Origin of the sequence: Methanobrevibacter sp., assembly GCF_030539555.1 — an archaeon.
Classification (GTDB): Archaea; Methanobacteriota; Methanobacteria; order Methanobacteriales; family Methanobacteriaceae; genus Methanocatella.
This window is the reverse complement of record NZ_JAUNXX010000001.1, coordinates 84021-110737: the sequence shown is the minus strand read 5'-3', so window position 1 is coordinate 110737 and position 26717 is coordinate 84021. Positions and strand designations below refer to the sequence as shown.

The 26717-nt window shown below is 35.4% G+C and carries 31 protein-coding genes; 26 read left to right on the top strand and 5 right to left on the bottom strand.

The genetic code is table 11. The features are described from left to right. The first annotated feature begins 1 nt into the window (after nt 1). Genes Q4Q55_RS00475 through Q4Q55_RS00465 form a run of 3 tightly spaced genes read left to right on the top strand, consistent with a single transcriptional unit; the run spans nt 2 to nt 3062 of the window. The gene (locus tag Q4Q55_RS00475; protein ID WP_303370861.1) at nt 2-1180 is read left to right on the top strand and encodes an NAD(P)/FAD-dependent oxidoreductase; all 1179 of its coding nucleotides are present in this window, start codon (nt 2-4) and stop codon (nt 1178-1180) included. A gap of 10 nt (nt 1181-1190) precedes the next feature. Continuing rightward, nucleotides 1191-2159 (top strand): UDP-glucose 4-epimerase GalE, encoded by a 969-nt coding sequence (gene galE / locus Q4Q55_RS00470; protein WP_303370860.1) that lies wholly within the window; start codon nt 1191-1193, stop codon nt 2157-2159. Nucleotides 2160-2168: 9 nt separating this feature from the next. Continuing rightward, nucleotides 2169-3062, top strand: a complete 894-nt coding sequence (locus tag Q4Q55_RS00465; RefSeq protein ID WP_303370859.1) for a hypothetical protein — start codon at nt 2169-2171, stop codon at nt 3060-3062. A 103-nt stretch (nt 3063-3165) separates the two neighbouring features. Here the strand turns inward: Q4Q55_RS00465 and Q4Q55_RS00460 are convergent, their stop codons facing one another. Further along, nucleotides 3166-3549: a hypothetical protein gene (locus tag Q4Q55_RS00460; RefSeq protein ID WP_303370858.1), complete on the bottom strand. Its 384-nt coding sequence runs from the start codon at nt 3547-3549 to the stop codon at nt 3166-3168. 185 nt (nt 3550-3734) lie between these two features. Here Q4Q55_RS00460 and purF point away from each other — a divergent pair, with 185 nt between their 5' ends. The 8 genes from purF (at nt 3735) to Q4Q55_RS00420 (ending at nt 11464) form a co-directional block, all read left to right on the top strand. Further along, entirely contained in the window at nt 3735-5156 is a 1422-nt protein-coding gene (gene purF / locus Q4Q55_RS00455; RefSeq protein ID WP_303370857.1) for an amidophosphoribosyltransferase, read from the top strand. 6 nt (nt 5157-5162) lie between these two features. Then, a complete protein-coding gene (locus Q4Q55_RS00450; protein ID WP_303370856.1) occupies nt 5163-6410 on the top strand; it encodes a peptidase U32 family protein in 1248 nt (415 codons plus the stop codon). Continuing rightward, nucleotides 6403-7197, top strand: a complete 795-nt coding sequence (gene cfbC, locus Q4Q55_RS00445; protein WP_303370855.1) for a Ni-sirohydrochlorin a,c-diamide reductive cyclase ATP-dependent reductase subunit — start codon at nt 6403-6405, stop codon at nt 7195-7197. The genes Q4Q55_RS00450 and cfbC overlap by 8 nt, the downstream gene beginning before the upstream one ends. Before the next feature lie 4 nt (nt 7198-7201). Continuing rightward, nucleotides 7202-7696, top strand: a complete 495-nt coding sequence (locus tag Q4Q55_RS00440; RefSeq protein WP_368660125.1) for a methylated-DNA--[protein]-cysteine S-methyltransferase — start codon at nt 7202-7204, stop codon at nt 7694-7696. A gap of 312 nt (nt 7697-8008) precedes the next feature. After that, nucleotides 8009-9193, top strand: coding sequence for an MFS transporter (locus Q4Q55_RS00435; protein WP_303370853.1), 1185 nt, complete (start codon nt 8009-8011; stop codon nt 9191-9193). A 104-nt stretch (nt 9194-9297) separates the two neighbouring features. Next, on the top strand, nt 9298-10377 hold the full coding sequence (locus Q4Q55_RS00430; RefSeq protein WP_303370852.1) for an acyltransferase: 1080 nt from the start codon (nt 9298-9300) through the stop codon (nt 10375-10377). Between the two features lie 52 nt (nt 10378-10429). After that, nucleotides 10430-11074 (top strand): HAD family hydrolase, encoded by a 645-nt coding sequence (locus tag Q4Q55_RS00425; RefSeq protein ID WP_303370851.1) that lies wholly within the window; start codon nt 10430-10432, stop codon nt 11072-11074. A 39-nt stretch (nt 11075-11113) separates the two neighbouring features. Further along, nucleotides 11114-11464 (top strand): arsenate reductase family protein, encoded by a 351-nt coding sequence (locus Q4Q55_RS00420; RefSeq protein ID WP_303370850.1) that lies wholly within the window; start codon nt 11114-11116, stop codon nt 11462-11464. Nucleotides 11465-11524: 60 nt separating this feature from the next. Here the strand turns inward: Q4Q55_RS00420 and Q4Q55_RS00415 are convergent, their stop codons facing one another. Beyond that, on the bottom strand, nt 11525-11848 hold the full coding sequence (locus tag Q4Q55_RS00415) for a hypothetical protein (protein ID WP_303370849.1): 324 nt from the start codon (nt 11846-11848) through the stop codon (nt 11525-11527). A gap of 353 nt (nt 11849-12201) precedes the next feature. Then, nucleotides 12202-12387 carry a hypothetical protein gene (locus tag Q4Q55_RS00410; protein WP_303370848.1) on the bottom strand — a complete coding sequence of 62 codons (186 nt, stop codon included), beginning with the start codon at nt 12385-12387 and terminating at the stop codon, nt 12202-12204. Between the two features lie 174 nt (nt 12388-12561). Between Q4Q55_RS00410 and Q4Q55_RS00405 the strand changes: the two genes are divergently transcribed. The 10 genes from Q4Q55_RS00405 (at nt 12562) to Q4Q55_RS00360 (ending at nt 20639) form a co-directional block, all read left to right on the top strand. Then, entirely contained in the window at nt 12562-12933 is a 372-nt protein-coding gene (locus Q4Q55_RS00405; protein ID WP_303370847.1) for a helix-turn-helix domain-containing protein, read from the top strand. A gap of 333 nt (nt 12934-13266) precedes the next feature. Next, complete coding sequence (gene serS / locus Q4Q55_RS00400) at nt 13267-14544, top strand: serine--tRNA ligase (protein ID WP_303370846.1); 1278 nt, start codon at nt 13267-13269, stop codon at nt 14542-14544. A gap of 427 nt (nt 14545-14971) precedes the next feature. Next, the gene (gene acgM / locus Q4Q55_RS00395; protein WP_303370845.1) at nt 14972-15994 is read left to right on the top strand and encodes a radical SAM/SPASM domain protein, ACGX system; all 1023 of its coding nucleotides are present in this window, start codon (nt 14972-14974) and stop codon (nt 15992-15994) included. A gap of 112 nt (nt 15995-16106) precedes the next feature. Continuing rightward, complete coding sequence (locus tag Q4Q55_RS00390; RefSeq protein WP_303370844.1) at nt 16107-16745, top strand: flavodoxin family protein; 639 nt, start codon at nt 16107-16109, stop codon at nt 16743-16745. After that, complete coding sequence (locus Q4Q55_RS00385; RefSeq protein WP_303370843.1) at nt 16746-17348, top strand: flavodoxin family protein; 603 nt, start codon at nt 16746-16748, stop codon at nt 17346-17348. It begins immediately after the preceding gene. A gap of 129 nt (nt 17349-17477) precedes the next feature. Further along, nucleotides 17478-18269 carry a hypothetical protein gene (locus tag Q4Q55_RS00380; protein ID WP_303370842.1) on the top strand — a complete coding sequence of 264 codons (792 nt, stop codon included), beginning with the start codon at nt 17478-17480 and terminating at the stop codon, nt 18267-18269. Between the two features lie 83 nt (nt 18270-18352). Continuing rightward, nucleotides 18353-18496 carry a hypothetical protein gene (locus tag Q4Q55_RS00375; RefSeq protein ID WP_303370841.1) on the top strand — a complete coding sequence of 48 codons (144 nt, stop codon included), beginning with the start codon at nt 18353-18355 and terminating at the stop codon, nt 18494-18496. A 171-nt stretch (nt 18497-18667) separates the two neighbouring features. Further along, nucleotides 18668-18916, top strand: coding sequence for a hypothetical protein (locus tag Q4Q55_RS00370; protein WP_303370840.1), 249 nt, complete (start codon nt 18668-18670; stop codon nt 18914-18916). A gap of 39 nt (nt 18917-18955) precedes the next feature. Next, on the top strand, nt 18956-19474 hold the full coding sequence (locus tag Q4Q55_RS00365) for a nitroreductase family protein (protein WP_303370839.1): 519 nt from the start codon (nt 18956-18958) through the stop codon (nt 19472-19474). Continuing rightward, a complete protein-coding gene (locus Q4Q55_RS00360) occupies nt 19461-20639 on the top strand; it encodes a MalY/PatB family protein (RefSeq protein ID WP_303370838.1) in 1179 nt (392 codons plus the stop codon). Before Q4Q55_RS00365 ends, Q4Q55_RS00360 begins: the two co-directional genes overlap by 14 nt. Here Q4Q55_RS00360 and nudC read toward each other — a convergent pair. After that, complete coding sequence (gene nudC, locus Q4Q55_RS00355; RefSeq protein WP_303370837.1) at nt 20610-21401, bottom strand: NAD(+) diphosphatase; 792 nt, start codon at nt 21399-21401, stop codon at nt 20610-20612. The genes Q4Q55_RS00360 and nudC overlap by 30 nt on opposite strands. 181 nt (nt 21402-21582) lie before the next feature. On the opposite strand from nudC, the gene Q4Q55_RS00350 reads away from it, so the two are divergent. The 5 genes from Q4Q55_RS00350 to Q4Q55_RS00330 all read left to right on the top strand — a co-directional run bounded on the left by Q4Q55_RS00350 (nt 21583) and on the right by Q4Q55_RS00330 (nt 26256). Then, nucleotides 21583-22083, top strand: a complete 501-nt coding sequence (locus Q4Q55_RS00350; RefSeq protein ID WP_303370836.1) for a ferritin — start codon at nt 21583-21585, stop codon at nt 22081-22083. A gap of 40 nt (nt 22084-22123) precedes the next feature. Next, entirely contained in the window at nt 22124-22774 is a 651-nt protein-coding gene (locus Q4Q55_RS00345; protein ID WP_303370835.1) for an adhesin, read from the top strand. A gap of 213 nt (nt 22775-22987) precedes the next feature. Next, on the top strand, nt 22988-23971 hold the full coding sequence (locus tag Q4Q55_RS00340) for a beta-ribofuranosylaminobenzene 5'-phosphate synthase (protein WP_303370834.1): 984 nt from the start codon (nt 22988-22990) through the stop codon (nt 23969-23971). 84 nt (nt 23972-24055) lie between these two features. Next, the gene (locus tag Q4Q55_RS00335) at nt 24056-25045 is read left to right on the top strand and encodes an NADH-dependent flavin oxidoreductase (protein ID WP_303370833.1); all 990 of its coding nucleotides are present in this window, start codon (nt 24056-24058) and stop codon (nt 25043-25045) included. Between the two features lie 50 nt (nt 25046-25095). Then, entirely contained in the window at nt 25096-26256 is a 1161-nt protein-coding gene (locus tag Q4Q55_RS00330; protein WP_303370832.1) for an MFS transporter, read from the top strand. Nucleotides 26257-26275: 19 nt separating this feature from the next. Here Q4Q55_RS00330 and Q4Q55_RS00325 read toward each other — a convergent pair whose 3' ends face one another. Beyond that, nucleotides 26276-26716 carry an acetolactate synthase gene (locus Q4Q55_RS00325; RefSeq protein WP_303370831.1) on the bottom strand — a complete coding sequence of 147 codons (441 nt, stop codon included), beginning with the start codon at nt 26714-26716 and terminating at the stop codon, nt 26276-26278. Nucleotide 26717 lies beyond the last annotated feature (1 nt).

Genomic DNA, 26717 nt, shown 5'->3' with positions numbered 1-26717 from the left:
TATGATTGAAACTGATGTTATTGTAGTAGGTTCTGGACCTGCAGGTTCTAGTGCAGCAAAACATGCTGCATTAGGTGGCGCAAAAGTTATTTTGATGGATAAGAAATCAGAAATTGGTTCACCTAAAAGATGTGCTGAAGGTGTTTCAATTCAGGGATTGGAAAAGTTGGGAATTGAACCGTCCCCTCGTTGGATTACTCAAAAAATTGAAGGTGTAAGAATCCAAACACCTGATGGAACTGACGTATGGTTAACCGAAGACCAGGTTAAACTACCTGAAGCAGGTTATATTCTTGAAAGAAAAGTGTTTGACAAGCACATGGCAATGGATGCCGCAAGAGCCGGTGCAGAAATCAGAATCAAGACATTGGTGACAGGCATTGATAAAGTTGATGACGGTTATATTGTTTACACTGAATGCATGGGAGAAAAAATAGATTACAAATGCAGAATATTGATTGCTGCTGACGGTCCTGAAGGTCACGTTGCAAGGTGGGCTGGATTAAGGCCTGCTGCAAAGCCAAAAGAAATGGAATCCGGTGTACAATATGAAATGTGTAACGTGGAATTTGAAAAACCTGCAGTAATTGAATTTTATTTGGGTTCATGCGCACCTGGTGGATATGTATGGATTTTCCCTAAAGGTGACGACATTGCAAATGTAGGTTTGGCAATTCTTCCTCACAAAGCAGAAAAAACAGCTAAGGAGTACTTGGATGATTTTGTTGCTAATTCACCTTACTTGAAAAACGCTCAGGCAGTTGAAATGAATGTGGGCGGAGACCCTGTTGGAGGAATGACCAAAAAACTTTATGATGATAATATTATGGTTGTCGGAGATGCTGCAGGTCAGGTAAACCCATTGACCGGTGGAGGAATCATTTCTGGAATGACCGGTGGAATGTGCGCAGGTAAGGTTGCTGCATTGGCAATTAAAGAGGACTGTTCTAAAAAATTCCTCAAACAATATGATAAAATGGCTCATGAAGAGTTGGATCATGAAATCAAGAGGTATAAAAAAGTACAGGAATACTTACTTACATTGGATGATAAGGAACTGGACAGTATCGGACATGCATTCCAAGGCGAAAGCTTTGAGAAAATTTCAACAACTGAAATTGTTCAGAAATTAATAAAAATATCTCCAAAAGCTTTACTCAAATTAGGTAAATTTATTTAAGGTGTTTTCAATGATTTTAGTTACTGGTGGAGCAGGTTATATTGGAGCCCATACTAACAAGGCACTTCATAATGCGGGTTATGATACAGTTGTAGTCGATAATCTCTGTAAAGGTTATGAAAACTTCGTCAAATGGGGAAACTTTGAAAATTATGACTTTGGAAGTTCTGATTTAAGAGAAGTTTTTGAAAAATATGACATTGATGGAGTTATCCACTTTGCTGCTTTTTCATCAGTAGCAGAATCTGTTGAACTTCCTCAGAAATACTTTAAAAACAATTATAAAAACACATTAAACCTTTTGAAAATCATGAGGGAATTTGGTGTTGATAAATTTATTCTTTCATCAACTGCTGCAGTTTATGGGAACCCTGAAAAGATTCCAATCACTGAAGATACTGATTTAAAACCAATCAATCCTTATGGACACTCCAAATTCATCACCGAAAAGGCTTTGGAAAGGGAAGCTGAAAAAGGTGATTTCAATTATGTATCTTTAAGATATTTCAATGCGGCGGGTTGTGACTTTGATTGTGAGATTGGGGAATTGCATGACCCTGAAACTCACCTGATTCCATTGGTACTTGATGCAGCCATTGGTAAAAGAGACAGTATTTCCATATTCGGGGATGATTATAATACTCCTGATGGAACATGCATCCGTGATTATATTCATGTCAATGACTTGGCCGATGCACATATCAGGGCATATGAATATTTATGCCGTGAAAAGGAGTCAAATGTCTTTAACTTGGGAAATGGTGAAGGCTATTCTGTTCGTGAAGTTATAGACATGTGCAGAAAAGTCACTAAATGTGATTTTGAAGTCAGGATTGATGAGCGCCGTGAAGGCGATCCTGCCATTTTGATTGCTGATTCTTCAAAGATACATGAAAAATTAGGTTGGACTCCACAATATGACCTTGAAGAAATTGTATCCTCAGCATGGAAGTGGCATGAAAAAATAAATGGATTTTAGGTAATTTCCATGGATAATGAAACTAATGAGTCAAAAATTGATGTTCGTATTATTGTTCAAAGCTTGGATGTTGCTCAAATGGTTTCAAAGGCTGTTGGCAATATTCAACTGGAAAGGGATTACAATATAGTTGTTTCATCTATTATTCCTACAACAGAGTTAAATATTGTAAAAAAAGTAGCTAAAGGCGCTGATATAATACTCATCGGCAGCTATGGCATGGATGAAACATATAACCTTCTGTATAATGAATTGAAAACTGATTTTAACAATGTTGGTTTGTTTGATTACAATAACATAATTATTGAAGACGAATCCATTGATTTTAATCTGGCTCAAAAGGAAATCCTGAATTCAATAATCAAGTCCACTTTATCTTATTCTCTAAACCTGATCAATATCCATACTTTAGAAAACAAACTGATGAAAGTAACTCATAATTATAATAACCTGTTGGATGACTATAATAAATTGATAAAAGAAAATGAGGTCTTAACCCAACAGAACAAGGAGATGATTGAGGATATTGATGAAATCAAATCCGATTTCGATGCATTTAAATTGCGCTATGAGGACATCTATTCAAAAGATATTCTTGAGATTTTTAATCTTGAAGAGCTTTGGCAGGATACTTTTAGACAGGATCTGGTTGACGGAGATAGAATAGTGGTTGCCACAGACAAGTTCCGTCCTGAAAGCATCATCGTAGGTCAAAATTACATTGCCGCAGAATCAAAATTCAAAGCTGTCGAATGGCTGAACATTGTTAGAACTGCCCTGATATTTGTAGATGAGAATTCTGAAGAGTTAAGAAAAGAACTAAACAAGGATAATGAAGAAAAAATCCCTGAAGTTAGGGATGATTATGATGTTTCCAATACTTTTGAAAACTTTTGGGACTGATGATCAGGTATTATTGCAACATCATTGTTGATTTTTACACTAATTCGATAGGATAATCATACATTGTTGGCTTTCATCTTTTTTTTGTCGTGTTCAGATTCGATTAGTCATTTTCTTGCTGTTCTTTCCATTTCATATAGCTGCTGTACAGTTCCTCGTCCTTAACTTTAAGGTCAGCGAAGAATTGCTTTCGTCTTTCCTCATCAAATTTGGATATGACTTCTTCAATAGCTAGGAATGGGGTTAATCTAACGATTTTACCGTCCTTTTTATCCATTTTAAATATCATCAAATCGCAGATTTCCTTTAAGTATTCTATATGTCTAAAATAGATTAGTTCAGGACTTGGGTCACGTTCATAATACTTTTCAGGTATGTTGTCATTTTCAAAGTCATGCATGAACTCAATGATCCTATCCCTTTCCTGCAAAATCTTTTTCAAATTGGCGCTTTCGAATTCCTTTCTGTAATCTTTGGGATGCAACATCATATTATCACATTATCTAATATGTTTAATAATGATTTAAAAATTTCTTTTTTTCGCATATTGGATGGGAGTTAAAAATTATTTCAACATTTTTGAAAATTTTCTGATAATGATATCTGAAACATTATTATTTTATACTAGATTAGTCAAAATTATTATTATACTATTTTATAGGGAGTTTATAAATGCAAGGCGAGATGGAAGATAAGTGTGGTATTGTCGGAATTCATTGCAGTGATGAATCTAAAAATGTCACATCTTTTGTTTATTATTGTTTGTATGCTTTACAGCACAGGGGTCAGGAATCAGCAGGAATAGCTACTTTTAACTCAACCAATGGTTTAAATCATTACTGCGGAATGGGTTTAGTGACTGAAGTATTTGGAAATTATGATATTCAGAATCTACAGGGCAACATGGCAATAGGCCATGTGAGATATTCAACCACAGGCCAGTCAAAACTGGAAAATTCACAACCGTTTGTAACTGATTTTGGTGATGGATTTATTGCAATGGCCCACAATGGAGACATTGTTAATTCTGAAGAGTTAAGAAATGAACTTATTGATGAAGGTTTCTATTTCAAGTCTGATTGCGATTCTGAAGTAATCTGTTATCTGCTTAAAAAGGAGCATTACGATAACGATAAGAATGTTCTGGACGCTATTGAAGCAGTATGCAAAAAACTTGTGGGATCTTATGCATTAACTATTCTTGTTGATGGCGAACTTTATGGCGTAAGGGACCCCATGGGAATTAAGCCTCTTGCCATTGCAAAAAGAGATGATGAATATATTTTGGCTTCAGAAACCGTTGCATTCGATGTGATTAATGCAGAATACATCAGGGATATTGTACCTGGAGAAGTTGTTTACTTTAAAGATGATGAAATTAACTCCCGTATGTTAGAAAGTGCAGGAAAATGCAAGCTTTCACACTGTATGTTTGAATATGTATACTTTGCAAGGCCTGACAGTACAATCGACGGCATTAATGTTTATGAAACCAGGATGAATATCGGTCGCCAATTGCATGAATTGTATCCGATTGATGCTGATGTTGTTATCCCAGTTCCTGATTCATCAATTCCTGCGGCTATTGGATATTCCAGAGCTTCAGGCATTCCATATGGTGAGGGTCTGATTAAGAATAGGTATGTTGGAAGAACATTTATCATGCCGACTCAGGAAGAGAGGGAACTTGCAGTCAGACTCAAACTTAATCCGATTAAAGAGGCCATCAAAGGCAAGAAGATTATCTTAATTGATGACAGTATCGTAAGGGGAACCACTTCCAAACAACTGCTTGACCTTGTAAAGGAAGCAGAACCTGCTGAAATACACTTTTTGGTAGGATGTCCCCCTGTAGTTGCGCCATGTTACTATGGTGTGGCAATGGCAACTAAAAAAGAATTGATTGCCGCCAATTACTCTGTTGAAGAAATTCAAGAGCAGCTTGACATAGATTCTTTAGGATACATCACCCTTCCGGCTTTGGTTAAGGCTATTGGAATGGATGAAAATGATTTGTGCTTGGGATGTCTTAATGAGGAATATCCTACAGAAATTCCTGAAGGTCTTGAAGCTGAAACTTACTATAAACCTTAGATTTATATGGTTGAATTATTGGCTCCCGCAGGAAATTTTATTTCTTTGCGTGCAGTTTTAGAAAATGGTGCTGATGCAGTTTACTTTGGCCTTGATGACTACAATATGAGGGCCAATGCTAAAAATTTCTCTTTGGATGATTTAAGTGAAGTTTCACGAATCGCTAAAGAATATGGGGCTAAAACATATTTATGCACAAATATCATTTTAAATGAACGCTTGGCCGGTGAGCTTGAAAGTAATCTGGAAAGTATCTCCTCAGCAGAAATCGACGGTCTTATTCTATCCGACATAGGTCTTATTGAAGATACTGTCGCTCATGGTCTTGAGGCCCATATCAGCGTTCAGGAAAACGTAACTAATTCTTATACTTTAAAAACGCTTAAAAAGTTAGGTGCCAAAAGAGCTATCCTTTCTCGTGAACTTTCATTGGATGAAATCACTGAAATCACCGAAAAGTCTCCAATCGAAACTGAAATTTTCATTCATGGTGCAATCTGCATGGCAATTTCCGGCAGATGCTTTTTAAGCTATGGACTTTATGGCAGAAGTGCAAACTGCGGGGACTGCTTGCAGCCTTGCCGCAAAAACTGGACTTTGACCTACGAGGAAGGTGATGACAATGTGGTCAACTTCTCTGATGTTGAAGAGGAAATATTCATGGTCACTGGAAGCGATGATGGCTCATATAGAACTAATTTCTTTTCTCCAAAGGACATGTGCATGATAGAATACATCCCGAACCTTATGAAAAGCGGTGTGGCATCTTTTAAGATTGAAGGAAGGGCAAGAAGTCCTGATTATGGGGCGATGGTGACTGGAGTATATAGACAGGCTATTGATGACTATCTGGCTGATCCTGAGGGATATGATGTTAGGGATGAATGGATGGATGAGCTTTCAAGTGTTTTCAATCGTGGTTTTGACACCAATTTTTATTTTTCAACTCCTTTCAGGACAAGTGAAGATAACCAGTCAAAGTTCATTAAAAAAGACATAGGTCAGGTTGTCAACTATTACGGCAGGGTTGGTGCAGCTGAAATTAGGATATGGGATGATTTGGCTTTAGGTGATAGGATAATGATTCAGGGCAGGACTACAGGGTCCATTACTCATATGATTGATTCGATGCAAATAGAAGGAGAAAGTGTCGGCAAGGTTGAAAAAGGTTGTAATGTAGCAATAGCCGTTCCGACAAAGGTAAGGGAAAATGATTTTGTTTATAAACTAGTTGAGAGGAATTCTGATGATTAAGAAAATAGCTATTTATGGAAAAGGAGGAATCGGAAAAAGCACTACAGTAGCTAATCTGTCTGCTGTCTGGGCAAGTCAAGATTTAAATTGTTTGGTTATAGGTTGCGACCCAAAGGCAGATACAACACGTACGCTATACGGAAAAAGAATTCCCACTGTTATCAATACTCTAAAGAATAACAGAAAACCGGGAAGGGATGATCTGGTTTTTAAAGGCTATAAAGATATTTTATGTGTAGAAAGCGGAGGTCCGGAACCTGGTGTCGGATGTGCTGGACGTGGGGTCATTGTGGCCATGAAACGCCTTGAAAATCTTGGAATCTTTGATGATGACCTGGATGTCGTTGTCTATGATGTGTTGGGGGATGTTGTATGCGGCGGATTTTCAGTACCTCTTCGTGAAAAATACGCTGATGAAGTGGTCATTGTAACATCCGGAGAATACATGTCACTTTATGCTGCAAATAATATTGTTAAAGGTGTTAAAAAACTTAAGGGAAATTTAAGCGGAATTGTTTGCAATTGCCGAAATGTCGAGAGGGAAGAGGAAATTGTCGAAGACTTTGCAAAAAGAATAGGAACTCATATAGTTGGAGTTATTCATAGAAGTAATTTAATTCAGGATGCTGAATTAGATGCAAAAACCGTTGTAGAAAAATACCCTGAAAGTGATGAAGCACATGAATACATGAGCCTTGCTTCAAGTATTATGGATAATGAAAACGTATCAACTCCGGAGCCTATGGATGATGAAGAGTTCGAAGAGTTCTTTAAACAGTACCTGTGAAAAAATCTACTATGCCACCGATTACGCTTCACCTCTTGGAGAAATCCTAATCGTAAGTGATGGCGAAGCAATTTGCGGCGTATGGTTCTATGGTCAGAAACATTTCTTATCATCAATCACATCTGAAACTGTCCGCAATGATGATTTGGCTATTTTTAAAAAGGCAAAAACCTGGCTTGACGATTACTTTAACGGACGCAATCCAGAAATCGATTTCATGCTAAAACCCCATGGATCTGATTTTAGACAGAAAGTATGGAAAATATTGTCTGAGATTCCTTACGGTGAAACATTGACATACGGTGAAATCGCTTCAAGAATATCTCCTGCAATGTCTGCCCAGGCTGTAGGCGGTGCAGTCGGACACAACCCGATTTCCATAATTATTCCGTGTCATAGGGTGTTGGGAGCCAATGGAAAATTAACAGGATATGCCGGCGGAATTGACAGAAAAATAGAGCTGTTGAAAATAGAAAAAAATGGGAAAAAGCTCCCCTAATAACATAACCTTTCTTTGTAATGGACTGTAGTATTTGTCTTCATTGAATTAGATGGTTATCTTATATTTGCTGTTTATTTGTTTTAATGTTGTTTTTTTTGTTCATCTTGATTTTAAATCTATATTGTTATTATATTTTCTTTTGGGGATTGCTTTTCATTTGCTCGTGGTGTATGTTCATCTATTATTACAGTAGAATAGTTTAATATCATTTTTAAAAGAATGAAAAATGTATTTTTTGGTTTTTGTTAAAGAATCCTTAGAGTTCTTGCACAATAATTTTAAAATATCTGAAAGATAAAATAGAATATGATGAATGCACGCTATGACGATGAAAGGATTTTTACGAAAGACTTCTTTTTGGTATTCGGAGCTTTGCTCTTTTCAGCTCTGGTAATGTATGCGTTAATGTCAACTGTGACGGAATATGCAACATCATTGGGTTCATCAGCCACTGTTGCAGGTCTTGTTTCTGGAATATATATTTTTGGTGGACTTTGTTCAAGAATTTATTCAGGAAATGCTTTGGAACATGTTGGTTGGAAAAGGATAGCCTTGATATTCATGAGCATTCATTTTTTAGCATGCCTATTGTATTTTCTGGTCGATAATGTTGTTCTGCTCATAATTGTCCGCTTTATCCATGGAATCGGTTTTGGGGCAACAGCCAATGCAATCGTTACAATAGCATCAGACGTGCTTCCAAAAAAACGCTTTGGAGAGGCTTTCGGTTATTTCATGCTGGGAACCACAATCGCTGTAGGTCTTGGTCCTTACATCAGCGGATTTCTATATGATAATGTAGGCTCAAACGGCTGTTTTTTAGCTGCAAGTATCTTTTCAGCCCTTGCATTGGTCTTCATTTATTTTGTTGATGTAAGTGAGCATGATCCGGGATGCAATCCTCACTTGGTTAAAAATAGTGATTATGAATATTCTGGAATTGAAAAGGTTTTCGAAATTGGTGCAATTCCTGTTTCTCTTTTCACTGCACTGACAAGTCTGGGTTATGTTTCGATTCTATCTTTTTACAGGCTTTATGCTGTAGAGGTTAATCTGACTACGGTATTTTCGTGGTTTTTCATAATATATTCAATCGTTTTGGTTCTATCAAGACCGATTGCCGGTAAAATCCAGGACAACTATGGCGATAGAATAATCTGCGTTACAGGCATCGTGGCTCAGGCAATAGGATTGTTCTTAATAGCAATCGCTCCATCTTATTTAACAGTATTCATTTGTGCAATCGGCGCCGCTTTAGGTTTTGGAACGCTGAATTCAGCATGCACAACTATTGTAACCAGAAATTCATCCGAAAATCGCAGATCATATGCGGTATCAACATTTTTCATATTTTGTGATGCAACAATGGGTTTCGGACCGGCACTTTTAGGATGCTTCGTATCCTCGGCTAGCGGATATGCTCCTGTTTATTTCATATCTGCCGTAATAACTTTGTTTGCTCTACCGATTTGCCTATATTCCCTGAAAAACTGAATCAATTTTACGGAAAGTTTATATAATTATAATACAAATATTATACTGAATATAATGTTGTTATTCACTTTTATTTTAAAATTTAGCTTTTGAAAATTGATATTATGTATAAGATAGTTAATGGTAAAAAAAGAATTTTTTATTTGGACCAGTTGAGGGCACTGGCTATCATGCTTGTTGTTATGGCTCATGTCTTTAGAAGTTTTGCAACTTCATGGCATGTTGGAACTTGGCAATGGTTTTCTTCCGTGCTGTGGGTTGACATTTCAGTAATGGGTGTGCCCTTATTTTTAATGATAAGTGGAAGTCTGCTTTTAAACAGGGATTATGACCTAAAATTTTTCCTGAAACATAGATTTTCAAGGATACTGATACCGTTTATACCATGGAGCCTGCTGCTTCCGTTTCTCCTGATGTTTGTAAATGGTTATGAATGTTCACTAGCTTCTTTTATTCACATTTATCTGGATAAGCAGTACTGGTTTATATGGATGCTGATAGGGGTTTATCTGTTCCTGCCGGTTGTCAATTCATTTGTAAAAGAATATAAACTTAAAGGAGTCGAATATTTCCTTGTGGTATGGTTAATTGTGATGGTATTGGGAATTCTTAAGAAATATCCGTTCCACGAGTTGGAATTAAGTTATTTCGCAGGATATCTGGGTTATTTTGTGCTTGGTTATTATCTGGCAAATAAGGACTTCAAACTTTCAGACAGAAACATGATCATATTAGGTTTCATAATATTTGCTGTGTTCACCTTCCTGAACATGAGACATACAGTTAACTGCGGACTCGGATTGAAAAAGATAATGTGGTACACTTATTTGACAATCTGTCCTGTAATGCAGGCTACTGGTCTGTTCATACTGTTTAAATATTGGGCAGAATATTCGTCTAAACATCCTGAATCACTTAAAAACAAAGTGTATTCGTTCTTTAAGGATTCCTTTGCTTTTAAGATAATTTTTGCAATAAGTACTTACAGTTATGGTATTTTTTTAGTCCACTATTTCCCGTTAAACACACTTAAATATATTGGAAAGCATATTGTTCTGTTCTACAAGTGGAATCCTTTAATCTGGTTGCCTCTTAATTGGCTTGCGGTATTCGTCATAGCATTCCTGATAGTCTTTATATGTAATCATATACCGTTCATAAGGCAATTCAGTGGAGCCCATTAGAATGTATTATTATTAATACATTTTTTTTTATTTTTTTTGTGTGAGGTAATATATGAAAAAACTTTTGATTTTTGATTTTGACGGAACATTGTTTGACACGGTAGATGATGTTGTAATATGCTTCAACAAGGCTTTAACCATTCATGAATTTCCTGCTTTAACACATGATGAATATATTGAAAGATTGGGCGGAAACATTGATGAAATTGTATCATTAATATTAAAGGAAAAAAACACTCCCGAAAATATTGACCTGATTAAAAACACATATCAGAAATTATACAATTCATCTCAAAAGACTCATTCTCTTCCATTTCCAAAAATTCACGAAACTTTAAAAGAATTGCAGGATAACGGAATGCTTGTGGCTATCAATTCCAACAGGACAACCGATTCCATTAAAAATTTTGTAAATAGATATCTGGGAGATATTGATTTTTTAGATATTGAAGGACATAATCCGGACTATCCTTCAAAACCCTCTCCAGTCGGTGTCAACAACCTTATCAGGAAGGCTAATGTAGCTAGGGATGAAGCAATTTACATTGGCGATTCCGAAACAGACATTAAAACAGCCAAAAATGCAGGTATTGATTGTGTAATAGTCAAATGGGGATATGGTGGCGAAAAGGATTACTGTGATGGATATCCAATAGGAGTCATTGATGATGTTTGCCAGTTAATGGATTTAATCTGATTCATTAACTATTTTTAACTTAAAGGCCAATCTAGTATTATGTTATTTGTACAATATCCAAAATGCTCAACTTGCAGAAAAGCTAAAAACTGGTTAGATGAACACAATATCGATTATGACTCAAGACATATTGTAGAGGACAATCCGTCCGCTTTGGAAATTGAGGAATGGTATAATAAATCAGGATTGCCCCTGAAAAGATTTTTCAACACAAGCGGAAAAGTATATCGTGAAAATAAACTTAAGGATAAACTTCCCGATATGTCCGAACAGGAACAATTTGATATTCTTGCAACAAACGGAATGCTTGTCAAAAGACCAATCGTTGTAGGGGATGATTTTGTTTTAGTTGGCTTTAAAGTTAAGGAATGGGAAGAAAAATTGTTATAATGGTTAATTTAAAATTAATAATTGTAGAGATTTGTTAATTTCTCTACGAATTATCTTATTTTAGAACTGGATTCTATTTCCTGTCCACAAATCATTGTCATCAAATTCATCGATTTCTTCGATTTGAGGGTCATGGTTTTTAGTTACTTTGATTTTGCAGATATTTGCATAATCCCAGTAAATTACGTCCCCATTTTCACAGGTCTCTTTGATATGGTCTTCTCTAAATTCAATTAATTTGTCTTCATTCTTGTAGAAATTGCCGTAATTGTCGTTACTGTAGACAATGTGGAAATGGTCAAAATCTTTTTTTGATATTTCGTGCAAAAGACCTTTAATTAAACTAGGATAGTTGTAAGACCTTTGATTGTATTTAATTTCCATACTTTCATCTCCTAAAAATTAGTTAATTCTATTATATATATTTCTAGGTTGAAGTACTTCAACTTAATGGATTGAGGCAGTTAAATATTTTGTTGCATGGCAGTTAAAGTTCATCGTAAAAAAGAGAGATAGCGGAATTTTTTGATTTTCCCATTGTTTTTTTTTGGGAAGTGGGAGTTTTATCCATCGGGATATGAGGTTCGGAAAAATGGGGATAACTTAATGTCATCTCAAAAAATTCCATGATGGAAATCCAATGAAATATTGAGGATTTAACTTTGGCAGGTATTCATGACGAATTCACAAATTGCAAATATTATGTTCAATAAATTTAAGAGTAAGATTTAGAAATCTTACTCTTTGGTTGTATCGATACAGCAACTGGTTTGAATATCACTACCGCAGGGACCTGAGGTAATTTTGGTTGTATCGATACAACAACTTGTGTTGACACAAGATGTCCTTTCATCTAAAAGATCTTGTGCAATTTTTTTAGGGAAAAACTTTTCATTTTCATTCCAAGTGTTTATTCTATACATTTTTGCCATCTCCAATGTTTAGAAGCTACAGTTTCTGCAACTTCTACTAGCAACTTATATTCTAGTTATATAAATGATTTTCGTAACCATTTGGTCACTTTCAAAAAAAGCGAAAAGTTTAAATACTTTAAAAACAAGTCATAATAACCTATCAATTTTAGGGAGGTATTACTCATGGAAGCTACAAAGAAACTTAAAAATTTCCCAATAGATAATGTAATCCAGTTAATAAGAAAAAAGTGGGTAATCCATATTATTCATGATCTATTCTTTGGAAAAACCCGTTTTCATGAATTTAAAGAAGACAAACCAAATCTTTCAAATAAGGTCTTAAGCAACTGCCTTAAGGATATGGAAAAGAACGGTTTGATTCACAAGATTGTTGACAAATACGATAAAAAGAACATCAGATACAAATTAACTGAAAAAGGCAAATCTTTAAATAAAATACTTTTTGAAATTGCAATGGTGACTGTTGACAGCGGAAATTATTCAGATAATACTAAAAATGAATTAAGAGATGTCTTCAGCGATAAATTATTATAAACTAACATTAAAAAAATATTGAGGGGTGCGGTGTCCCCTTACAAACTATCTGTTTTTTCAACCAAATCCTGTAATTTAGGAGAATATCATTTTAAAGCCCATTATTTCTATTCCTGTTTTTTCAGGTGTTTAAACATAGTTTAATAGTTTATACATCAAATATTGGGATATAAATCATTTTCATTTGAAATCTAATCATTTTTAAGCATTGATGTAAATTCTTCGTTTTGAAATCAATTTTTCAGTTCGGTTATAAATATATATCAATGAATAAGTTTAAAAAACAAAAAAATCATAATTATTATTTGATTAAAATATTTTAGGGGACAAAATTTGTTAGATATAAAATTATTCAGAGAAAATCCGGAAGTCATAATTGACTCTGAAAAGAAAAGATTCAGAGATACTGAAAATGTTGAAAAAGTAATTGAATACGATACCTTATGGAGAGAAGGTGAAAAAAAATTAAATGCACTCAGATCTGAAAAAAATAAATTGTCCAAATCATTTAAAAAGGCAAAAGAAGAAGGTAATTTGGATGAAGTAATCAAAAGGTCTAAAGAAGTGGCTTCAGAAATTAAGGAATTAAGTGCAAAAAATGACGATTATTTAAAACTCAGAGAGGATTACAGATACAAAGTAGGTAACATCATTGATGAGGATGTGCCTATTTCAGACACTGAAGACGATAATGTAGTTGTCAGGACTTATGGCGAAATTCCAGAATATGATTTTGAGCTTTTAAATCATGTTGATTTAATTAAAAAAATCGATGGTGCTGACCTTGAAACCGCAGCAAGCATTGCAGGTGCACGTTTTTACTACTTGAAAAGAGATATATTGCATCTGAACTTAGCATTAATTCAATTTGCACTTTCCGAACTTGAAAGCGAAGGATATATTCCAATGCAAACTCCTTTCTTTGTTAAAGGGGAAGTGGCAGCAGAAACATCCGAATTGGGTGAATTTTACGAAACATTATACAAAGTGGAAAATGAGGACATGTACCTAATCGCAACTGCAGAACAGACTTTAGCTGCACTTCACAGAAATGAAATCATATCCCCTGATGATTTGCCTTTAAGGTATTGTGCACTTTCAACCTGTTTTAGAAAAGAAGCAGGCTCCCACGGTAAAGATACTCTAGGAATATTCAGGGTTCACCAATTTGAAAAAATCGAACAATTCATTTATTCCACTCCTGAAGATTCAAGAAATCAGCACGACCACCTGATGGAGGTAACCGAAAGGATTTATCAGAAATTAGGCCTTCCATATCAGATAATTGCAATCGTATCATCTGCATTAAACGACAATGCCGCAATCAAATATGACCTTGAGGCATGGTTTCCGGGTTCAGGAGCATTCAGAGAACTGGTTTCATGCACCAACTGTAAAGACTATCAGGCCCGTAAAACAAAAACACGTTTTGGAAGGGCAGGATCAGGTGATGCTCAGATATTGCACACCTTAAACAGTACAGCTATTGCAACCGAAAGAACAATGTGCTGTATTCTGGAAAACTATCAGCAGGCTGACGGCAGCATAAAAATTCCTGAAGTGTTGGTCCCTTACATGAACGGAAAAACTGTCATTGAAGCTAAAAAATAGGTTTTAAGTGTAATCCTATGCTTGAAAGAGCACATTGACTCAGGAAGTTGGATTCCTCAATTTCTACTTGTTTAAGGCAGTTCAATCAAGCAACGAATTTTTGAAAATTCCAGACTATGAGGATATAGTCTGAATTTCCTTTTTTTTTACTTAAAAATTAACTTTTATTAACTGTTTTTTTTATTGATTTAATTATTTCATGCTATTTTCTTTGATTTTACTGTATGATTGGCCAAGAGGTTACTTTAAGGTAACATATAGCTTATATGCAATGATTCTAAGAGTATAGCTAATGAAATTTTTAAGGAGAATTTTATTTAATGTGAAATTTCGGTTTAGCAGTAAAGAAAACATTATTGCTGTTATATGGATTCAAGAGATTTAAAGATTTTAAACGTTAAAATTTCTTTTTTAGGAGATGTTTTTTATGGATAACTTTTTTGCTTTTCAGTGGCATATATTGGATAATTGTGACCAAAGATGCAAACATTGCTATATCTTTTCAGAGGACAGAGATAAAGAATTAATAACAATGGACTATGAAAACATGAAAATTGTCTTAGACAATTGTTTGGAGTTTTGTAAAAAAGTAAATAGGACACCTTATTTTAGTATTACTGGCGGGGACCCAATTTTACACCCTAATTTCTGGCAGTTAATTGAGCGATTGCATGAAAAAAACATTCATTACTCAATATTAGGTAATCCATTTCACATAACTGATAAAGTAGCCGAAAGGCTTAAAAGTTTAAGCTGTAGACAATATCAACTTTCCTTGGATGGACTTAGAGAAACTCACGATTATTTCAGAAAACCGGGCTCATTTGATATTACTTTAGAAAAAATCAAAACTTTGCAGGACGCAGGTCTTAGGGCAAGCATAATGACAACTGTATCAAAGAGGAATATTGAAGAGATTCCTGATTTGGTTGATGTTGTTGTTGAAAATAAAGCAGGATTATTCAGTTTTGCAAGGTACTGTCCAACAGGTTTGCAGTCAGTACAGATAACTCCCAGGGAATATAAGAATTTGCTGGACATATTATGGGCTAAATATCAGCAGTATAAAAATACGGATACATTGTTCACGCTAAAAGACCATTTGTGGACATTATTCTTATATGAAAAAGAATTGTTTACAATACCTGAAAACCTCAAAGAAGAGGTGATATATGATGGATGCAACTGTGGAAATAATCATTTAACAATATTGCCAAATGGGGATGTTTTCTCATGCCGTAGAATGGACAGTAAAGTGGGAAATGCACTTTCACAATCCATATATGACATATTCATTGGAAGAGATATGGATGAATATAGGAAATTCGAAAAATTTGAAAAATGCAGAAAATGTGAATTGTTAAGATTTTGCAGGGGCTGTCCTGCGGTAAGTTATGGTACAACGAATAATATGTATTCTCCGGACCCTCAATGCTGGAAAGAGGTTTGAATCCTGAGATTGGCAATTGTCCTGTCTGATTATTAAATAATTTCTGAATGTCGATAGCTAAAAGAGAATAATTATATTGTCTTAAAAGCAATATAATTATTAGGGTGTTATTGTGAAAACAATTGTGATTAATGCAAGTCCTAGAAAGAAATGGAATACTGCTGAAGTTATGGAAGCTGCATTAAAAGGTGCAGAATCTGTCGGGGCTGAAACTGAATATTTTAATTTATCCGATTTGGTTTTTAAGGGTTGTAGAAGTTGTCTTGTTTGCAAACAGAAAGATAAAACAAAAGGCAAATGCTATTGGAATGATGATTTGTCTGAAGTAATAGAAAAAATCTTTGAAGCCGATACATTGCTGATCGGATCACCAATTTATTTTGGAGAGCCTACAAGCGAATTCAGGGCATTGATAGAAAGGCTGATATTCTGTGTAATGTCTTATGACGATGGGTCCAGCTATTACAGGGGAAAAGTAAATGTTGCAATATTCTATACAATGAATGCCCCAAGGGAGTTTTACGAAAAATCAATGAAGGATAGTCTGTCCAGTGTCGAGTTTTTATTTTCATATCTGAATGGTAATGTTATTTCATATCCTGTCTGTGACACTCTGCAGGTTCATGACTACTCCAAATATAATATGGCTGGCTTTTCACAGGAAGCGAAAGAAAAGCAGCTGGTTTTGCAGTATCCTAAAGATATTGAAAAGGCTTTTGAGATTGGCGCCAATTTAAGTAAGGGTGGTTAGGTGAAGACTGTAGTAATCAATGCGGATCCAAAAAGAAAAGGGGTTAACGCACAACTGATGAAATTCGCTTTGAAGGGTGCCGAGTCCGCAGGTTCTGAAGTTGAATATGTTGATTTGTATAAACTGAAGTTAAGCGGTTGCAGGATTTGTTTGATTTGCAAAAGGGATGATGAAGTTTGTAAATGTTATTGGAGGGATGAACTCTCCCCATTGATTGAAAAGATTTTCAGCTGTGATTGTCTTTTAATTGGGGCTCCTATATTTTTCTCACATCCGTCCAGCCATTATATGGCTCTGCTTGAAAGATTAATCTACTCGATGGTTTCATATAAAACAGGAAATAAATTTAAAGGTAAGGTTAATGTGGGATTGTTTTACACCATTAACTATCCTAGGGATTATTTTGAAGCATCAGTCAGACCTCACCTCAAACAATCCGAAGATTTGCTTAAAATGCTGAATGGGAAAGTCGTCATCGAAACTTTTTCAAATATTTCAAAAAACGATTATGAAAACAAACCTGATGTCGTTGAATCAAAAGAAAAACAACTTCTTGATGATTTTGAAAAAGTATTTAATATTTCAGTCGAATTAAGCGGATGATTCTACTTATTTTTTTAAAAATTTTTAAAAGTATACATTTTTAAAAAATGCATACCTTTATATACTACTTCATCACCATATAATATTGTATACAAAAATAAAATATGTATACAGGTTTGTGGTGGTAAAATGGAAAACGAAAACAAAAAAGATTCAAGAAAATTCGTATTCGGAAATGAAAGATTTGGCGGTTCATATACTCCTGGTGAGTTTGAATTCAATTTCCCGGAAGATATGTCCCGTGAAGAATTTGAAAGAATGTTTACAAGAAGAATGAATTCCCTTCACAGAAGAGGCAACGAATTTGCTGATGAATTCTTTGACATGGGTCCAAAATCAAAAAAGACAAAACTCAAAACATTGAGCATACGTGTAAAACCTCATACAAAGGATTTCTACAAAAACCATTCAATTCTCTCACCGAGGGACGTGCTTGAAATGTATGAGAACTTCAACAACGGATCTGAAGCATTCATCAACTCCCTTATTGAAGATGAGAAAAACTTGGAAGTGGAACTTAAGGATGTTCAGGAAAAACTGCACAACGCACGCCTATTCAGAGAAAAATTGAGTGAAATAGAACCTGAAAATGATGTTTTAACCGATGAGGATAAGGTATTGCAATTGAAAAGAGTCTATAAGGATTCTGAAGTTAAAGTAATAGGCAATGAAATTGCATTGGGAAAAGCCAAAGGCGATATCATAAGGGATATTCAAATATATAACACTCTTATAATACGTGTTTTCAACAATGAATTCCTAACAATTGGTGTGTATACAAACGCTCAACCAGTTGTATATTACTTTAAAAACGAATACTCAAAAGACGATGTCGAGGAGATTTTACATCATGTTGAGGAATACTGCAATGACAATGATATTGAGTTCAATGTGCATGAAAGATCCTGCTTTGAAGAATAATAAATACTTTTCTAAAGTGTGAAAAAACACATTTTCGCACTTCAACTATTTTTTTCAGTGATGAGTGACATAACAGTAATTACATGTTCGGATTTGTTGATTTTGCGATAACCAAGCAGGTCATCAAACCGGGCATGTCAATGATTTCAAAGATAAGTTCTGGAATATTCGTTCAAGAGATATATGGTGGTGTTTGTGACTTTTTTAAAGTCAAAAATTTAAAATAAGGTCTGATTGATTTAATTGGCATTAATCATGGTATATCTCCTAAAAAGACTGTTTTTTTTTTAAAATTCAATCAGACCTTTAAAAAATTAAAAAAAAGATGGAATGAGTCCAATCTAACCCAATCTTTCAAAAATCTGTACAATTCCAATAATTTTTGATAATTTTAATATTTGTTCAAAAACTTTGATAAATTCAACTTAAATCTTGAATTCATATCCAAAACAATAGTATTTTTTAAAAAGGCTCTATTTTCACTTGTCAATACAGTTATGGGTGTATTTAAATCATTTGACTTACAAATCATATTGATGATATCTGCAGCTGTTTTTGATTTTAATAATAGGACGGTTGGAATTTCATATCACATGGCAATGTTAAATAGAATACCATATCTAAACAGAGTTATTGGTGCAAAATAATGAAAAATTATTTATATTTTGGTTAATTTAGTAATTATTATGTCTGATTTTGAAGAAGTTATTAACACAAGACGAAGCATTCGCGAGTATAGCGACAGAAAGGTAAGCGATGATGATATTGTGAAAATAATCCGGGCAGGAATGCAGGCACCGGGATCAAGATTGGGTGCCGAGCCATGGGAATTTGTCGTTATTAAAAATCGCGAAACTTTGGATGAACTTGCAAAAATTAAGCCAAGACTTTCAACAGCACAGGTTGCTATTTTGCTTGTAGCAAATATCGAAAGGGCATTCTATAAAAGCGTATGGCAACAGGATATGGGTGCAGTGGCTGAAAACATGCTGCTTGAAGCAGTTAATCTTGGATTGGGTGGTCTTTGGAATGGGGTCGCACCAGACAAGGAAAGAATGATGCAAATAGCCAAAATTGTGGGGATACATGATATTTCCAATTTGAAACCTTATTGCATTATAACTGTAGGATATCCTGCCGAAGGGTGGGAAAACAAGTTCATGGATAAATTTGATGAGGAAAGAATTCACTATGAAAAATACTAAATATGATTTTCAGGGCCTGATTGAAAGACACGGCACCAATTCCCTGAAATGGGATTTGTTCGATGATGATGTTCCGATGTGGGTTGCTGATATGGATTTTAAGGTCGCACCGCAGATTCAGGAGGCTATTTTAAAAAGAGCAAATCATCCTGTTTATGGATACACTGTTGTTCCTGAAGAGCTGTTTGAAGCATACATTGGCTGGTGGCACTCACGCTATGACTTTAACATGTCTCGTGAGAATATGCTGTACTCAATGGGTGTAATGCCGTCTATATCCTCCATGATAAGGTGCCTGACGGATGCCGGTGATGAGATATTGATTCAGACACCTGTCTATCATGTGTTCTTCTATGTGATTGAAGACAACAATCGAAAAGTTCTGGAAAACGAGCTGATATACGGGGAAGGAGAGTATAGGATTGACTTCGATGATTTGGATGAGAAGTTATCACAGGCTAAGATGATGATACTGTGCAATCCGCAAAATCCGGTTGGAAAAATCTGGTCTGAAGATGATTTAAACCGTATCGGGGAGCTGTGCAAAAAACATGATGTCATATTGATTTCCGATGAAATACACTGCGACCTGACTGACCCTGAAATCAGATATAATCCCTTTGAAACATCATCAGATTATGATAAGGCAATTACATGCTTATCACCTTCAAAATCATTTAACATAGCGGGATTTCAAAGTTCCGTCGTTCACTCAAAAAACAGGGAAATTTTAGACAAAATCAAAACGCAAATGCACATTGACAACTCCGATTCGTGCAATGTCTTTGCAACTGCAGCTGTGGTTGCAGCATATGGAGAATGTGAGGATTGGCTGGATGAGCTTAGGGAAGTGCTGTTTGAAAATAAGCAAATCGTTAGGGAGTATTTGGCCAGTGAACTTCCAGTTGTAAAATTGGTTGAATGTGATGCAACTTATCTGCTGTGGCTTGACTGTTCTGCTTTGAATATTCATTCAAAAGTTTTATCAGAATTTCTACGCCAGAATCAGGGGCTGTTTTTATCTGCAGGAAGTGATTTCGGACAGTGCGGCGATAACTTCCTCAGGATGAATATTGCATGCCCTCAAGAAATGTTAAAAGAGGGTTTGGGAAGGTTAAAGGCCGGAGTGATGGCATTAAACATTGTCAATAAAGGTCTGCACTAGCCAGTCTGAAATGCTGATGTCTGAGTCATACCTGATTATATCATCTTTTTTGAACCATTTGGCTTTCAGGATTTCATCTCCATCAACTTTTATTTCCCCGGAGTCGTATTCCGCTTCAAAGCCAAGCATTAATGAATTTGGAAACGGCCAGGATTGACTTTTCATGTATTTCAGGTTTTTAATCTTAATTCCTACTTCTTCTGAAACTTCTCTGTGAACGGCTTCCTCTATGCTTTCACCCGGTTCAACAAATCCGGCAATTAATGCATATCTGATCTGCTCATGATAGCTGTGTTGAGCCATAAGCAATTCATCACCTTTTCTAATTGCCACAATAATGGCAGGAGCGATGCGGGGATAATGGTTTTGATTGCATGATGGGCATTTTAACATCATGTCCTTTTCATCCAGCACGGTTCTTGTCCCGCACTTGCCGCAGTACTGATTTTGAATGTACCAATCATGCACCAGAACTGCTCTGGTCGCCATAAGGTAAATGTCCTTGTCAATGCCATATATTTCTTTTAGATTAAAAGATTCACCCTCTCCTTTGGCGCTGACAACAAAAGCGTCTTTATCCATGTATTTACCGATATACAGTTTAAAATCACTATTAAAATCATTTAAAGTTACAGGTAATGTTTTGTTCTCATTCAGGTACAGTTCCCTTTCATCGTTGAAAATAAAGTAATATGCATCATCACTTTCATATGAGTCGCTGAAATCAATCTGATAATCTTCATAAATGGATTTTTCTATCATGTTAGAATGTTTATCTGAAGTCTTTATTATATTGTTGCTCCAATAATGCAACCTCTATTTTTTTTTATCTTGAAGGCCTTGTTCAAATAGGGTATCGGTTGGGAAATCCTGATATGATGGTGGTTGAACTGTAACTTAAACTATATAAGAAATCAAATACAAATTTCATAATGGTGATAAAATGGTATCTGAAAAAATGGAAAAAGCTTTAAATGGTCAGTTAAATGCTGAAGTTTACTCAGGATATTTATATTTGTCCATGGCAGCTTACTTTGAAGATGAAGACTTGGCAGGATTTGCTAACTGGATGAGAGTGCAAGCCGAAGAAGAACTGGAACACGGAATGAAGTTCTATGATTATATCATAAGAAGAGGAGCTTCCGTAACATTGACTGCAATCGAAGAACCACAAACTGAATGGGATTCTCCTGTTGCTGCATTTGAACATGTTTTAGAACATGAAAAAATGGTATCCGGCCTTATCAATGACTTGGTTGATTTGGCTATTGAAGAAAAAGATCATGCAACCAACAACTTCCTGCAATGGTTTGTTGAAGAACAAGTTGAAGAGGAAGAAAACGCAATGGAACTGGTTGCAAAAATCAAACTCGCCGATGGCGACAACAGATTGATTTATGAATTAAACAAAGAATTGGGTGCACGCGCACCATCCCAAGACTAGATTATATTCTAGTCATTACTTATTTTTTTTAGGTGTTATCATGAGTTATCCCAAAGAACCTACTGATGTTGCTCAAGTTGATTCTAAACAGCTGAAAGCACAATTGATTGGTGAAAATGAATTGGGCAGTGTACATATTCATGGTCCTTTTGGTAATGAGGATTCCAATGTTAAAATAGCTTATCTGATTGGAATGCATCCTCTTGAAAGTAAATCTCACAGGGCATTGTATGAAAAGCTGTCTTCAAAAGATGACCTGAAACACTGTTATTACCTCTACAACATCAACGTTAATGATTCGTCATCCGAAAGCGAAGGCAGAGATGAGGGTCAGCTTTTAGCCCAGGAATTTGTCAGGAATGACATTATCAATAAGAGATATGACTTATTTTTAGATATTCACTCAAATCGTGGCCCGAAAGGTCCTGGAGACTATCAGATTACTAATTTTTTATTTGCGCCCGGTTTTGATGAAAAGTCAACAAAGTTCTTAAACGAGATATTGGCAAACTTTGAGGAAATAGTTTATTATGCTCCTGAATTCAGGTCAAGTCCTCCTTACATTACAGAGCCAACAGCCGAAGCTGGAATTCCAACACTTGTGTATGAATGCTTCACATGTGAAAAAATGGATGTAAGCTATGATTTGGCTTTAAAATTAGTCGAAACCGTTGACAATCTTGAGTTTTAAAAAAATGAAAAAGTGCGAAGGGTTGCTTCTCTTTTTAAATTGTATATCAAAGTGCATATTAGAGGTATGACTAATGTAATGTATGTCAATGCCATTTTCGGTTGATTTCATCCAAATAATTTGTGTCTATAAAGGGTATTATATTAATCATGAAAAGAATTATATATGCTTTAATACATAGATTAATAAGTAATATTGTAAGGAAGTGAAAAAATGATTATTAAAGCACCCTCAAGAATTCATATGTCCCTTATAGATTTGAACGGGTCATATAGACGTGTCGATGGTGGTATTGGTCTAGCATTAGCTGATCCACAATTTGTATTGGAAGTTGAGCAAATTGATAGCGGAATTGAACTTGAATTTGCAGATACAGTTACAGACGAAGAAGCTATCTTGGAATGTAAGGAAAAAATTCCCGATGCAGCTCAAAAGACAATAGACCATTTTGATATTGATTCCGGATTTAAATTTATCGTACATCAGACTTATCCTCCACATTCAGGATTCGGAAGCGGAACACAAATTGCAGTTTCAACAGCCCATCTGATCACAGAAACAATGGGCATTGAAGTGGAAAGCCGTGAACTGAGCAGCATTGTTGGAAGAGGTGGAACTTCAGGTATCGGAACATATACTCACGATTTAGGAGGATTCATTTTAGATGGTGGTCACAGTAAAGAGGAAAAACCTTTATTTTTGCCTTCAGGTGCTTCCCAAGCAAAACCTGCAACATTGATTGCAAGATATGATTTTCCGGAAGAATGGAAGATACTGATTGCAATTCCCCACATCGAAAAACACATGGAAGGCGATGATGAAGTGGATGTGTTCCAAACTTACTGTCCGATTCCAAAAGAGGAAGTTGAACAGGTATCTCACCTGATTTTAATGAACCTTGTTCCATTTATGCTTGAAAAAGATATCAAAAACTTCGGATGGGCTATAAGTGAACTTCAAAAGGTAGGTTTCAATAAACTGGAACATTCCCTGGATGCAAGTTACTTGCCAACCATGCAGGCAATCGAAAAAGCCGGAGCATATGGTGTAGGTATTTCTTCATTTGGTCCAGTCTTATACACAGTATTCGATGAATCCAATGAGGAAATTGTAGAAAAAACCAAAGAGATTATTGGTGATAAAGGAACAGTCTTCGTTACCAAAGCTCAAAACCATGGATTTGTTATTGAAAAATAATATTTCCAATACTTTTTTTATTTTTTTTTCTAAAAAATTACTAGATTTATTATATTTTTATATATAATTTAACAAAATAATATTATGAAAGATTTATTCGATGTTTGCCGTTTCAGTGATTTGGTACTTCAAAGCCGAATTATCAGAACAGGTTTGTGGGAGTCCGAAAATCAGGAAAACAAACAGTTAACTCCTGAAGTCTTGAAAAGATATGAAAAAATCGCATCAAGCGGTGTTGGAATAATTACAACAGAACTGATTTCCATTTATCCAAATGACGGTTTCAGCCCATATTCACATTCCATCAACTCACCTACATTCATTAATGATTTTTCTGAAGTTGTACATACCTGCCATATGTATGACACTCCTGTGTTTGCCCAGATAGGATTCATTAGATATGGCAATGGAGATAACCAGAATCTGGCTCCTCATGAATTGACTCTTGAAGATATTCGAAGGATTCAAGCTGATTTGCTGGTTTCCTGTAAAAAAATATCTTTTGCAGGATTTGACGGAGTACAGATTAATATGGGAAACTACTATTTCCTTTCAAGATTTATTTCCCCAACATTCAACGGACGCAATGATAAGTATGGCGGAAACACACAAAACAGGGTAAGGATTGCCACTGAACTTGTAAAATTAATCAAAGCCAATTTTGACCTTCATGTCAGCTGTCGTGTGAATGTAATCGATGATGACGGCATTGAAATCTGCAAACTCCTTGAAAGTGCTGGAGCAGACAGCATCCAGATTACAAAACCACGTTCACCACAATATTTCACAAGAGACAACAAAAACAATGACCTGTTGGAACTTGCCGATAAGGCCGCCGGCCAGTTAAAGATTCCAGTTATCCTGGGCGGGGGATTTTCAAATCAAAATAAACTCAATGAGATTCTTAACAGGACAAATATTGAATTTTTCTCAATGCAAAGGCCATTCGTTGCAGATCCATATTTCCTGCTTGATTGGAGAGTCGACGGAAATGGCATAAGCAGATGCAAAACATGCAACAATTGTTATTGGAAGAAAACTAGCGATTGCTTTATATTTAAGCCTAGGCATTGATGATTTGTAATATTGTTTTTAATATATTTTTTGGGGTATCAGTGGATATTATGAAAATTGATTCGAAATCATTGCTGTATATACTTATGATGGCAACACTTGGGATTAACACTCCTTTAAGTATTGTCGGTATCATATCGCAAATTTCAACACATTTTCACACTTCAATAGCCATTTCTGGATTATATGTAAGTTCATTTACATTTACAATAGCTGTCTGTGGACTGTTCATACCTATATTATTTTCAAAATTCGAGAGAAAAATAACCTTCGTTTCAATTCTGTCAGTATTCGCAATCTCCAATCTTGTAATCGTATTTTCCAATAGTTTATCTGTTTCTCTGTTTTTCAGGGTTTTGTCTGCAGCCTTTTACCCTGCATTCATATCAATTGCACTTACTGTTTGTGAAGAGATTGCTCCTGAGGGTGAAAAGCAGGATTACATTACTAAAATTCTTCTTGGAATATCTGTTGGAAGCATTGTCGGACTGCCGATAACAACAGCCCTTGGAACAGTATTCGGTTATCAGATTGCAATGCTTTGGATATTTGCAATTAATTTTTTAACGCTGACACTGATACTGGTGTTCTTTCCCAAAATTCCCGGCAAATCCAAAAGATTTGATGCTCCACTATCCAGTTTGAAATCAGTGGAATTTGTCCTGGCCTCACTGGGTATTGTCATGATGCCGATTGGAGCAAGCATTGTCTATAATTACATGCCCTATTTTCTTCAGACAGTAAGTCATATATACACTTACAATTTAAGCATTCTCCTTTTCGTTTACGGCATAATTTCAATCTGCGGAACATGGATTGGTGGAAAGCTGATTCTATATAAAGATAAAGCGACACTTTTGATATTTCAGTTGGTGTGCGGATTGGTATTCTCACTGTTTTATCTGTTTGCCCAGTATTTGATTCCTGTTTTGATGCTGTTCATGATTTTTGGAGTTCTGGACGGAATGGGTTATAATCTCATCCAATATGTTGAAGCGTCAGTTCTTCCGAATTCTCCTGAACTTGCAAATGGTGTATTTTTAAGCATTTTAAATGGTGGAATAGCTATGGGAACTGCAATTGGAGGATTTCTGGTAACTGATTTTGGTGTGATGTCAATATTCGTTGGAGGCTTTGCATTTTTAATGGTGGCATTTTTAATGCTATATTATGTGATTGAAATCATGAAAATCAATCTTAAATACGGTTAAAAAAAAGAAAAATTGAAGTTTATAAATTATAAACTTCTTCTGCTTGAACAATGATTATGTTGTTTTCTTCAAGCGCTTCAATTAGCTCATCAAGTTTGTCTGCATGGAGAAGCAGGATGGCTTTTTCAGCCTTATCATGTGAAAATGCATAAAGGTATTCCAAATCGATTTCATTGTCTTTAATGATTTTTAAAACTGTTGTAAGACCGCCCGGTGTATCATTCATTTCGACACCGATGATGTCTGTAATTTTCACAAGGAAGTTATTTTTTTCAAGTGCTTCTTTTCCTTTTTCAGGGTCATCAACAACAAGTCTTAAAATACCGAATTCAGAAGTGTCTGCCATGCACATGGCTCTGATATTCACATCAGCATCACTTAAAACTTCCAAAGGTTTTGACAAGCTTCCCATTCTGTTCTGTAAAAATATTGATAACTGTTTTATTTTCATTTCTCTCACC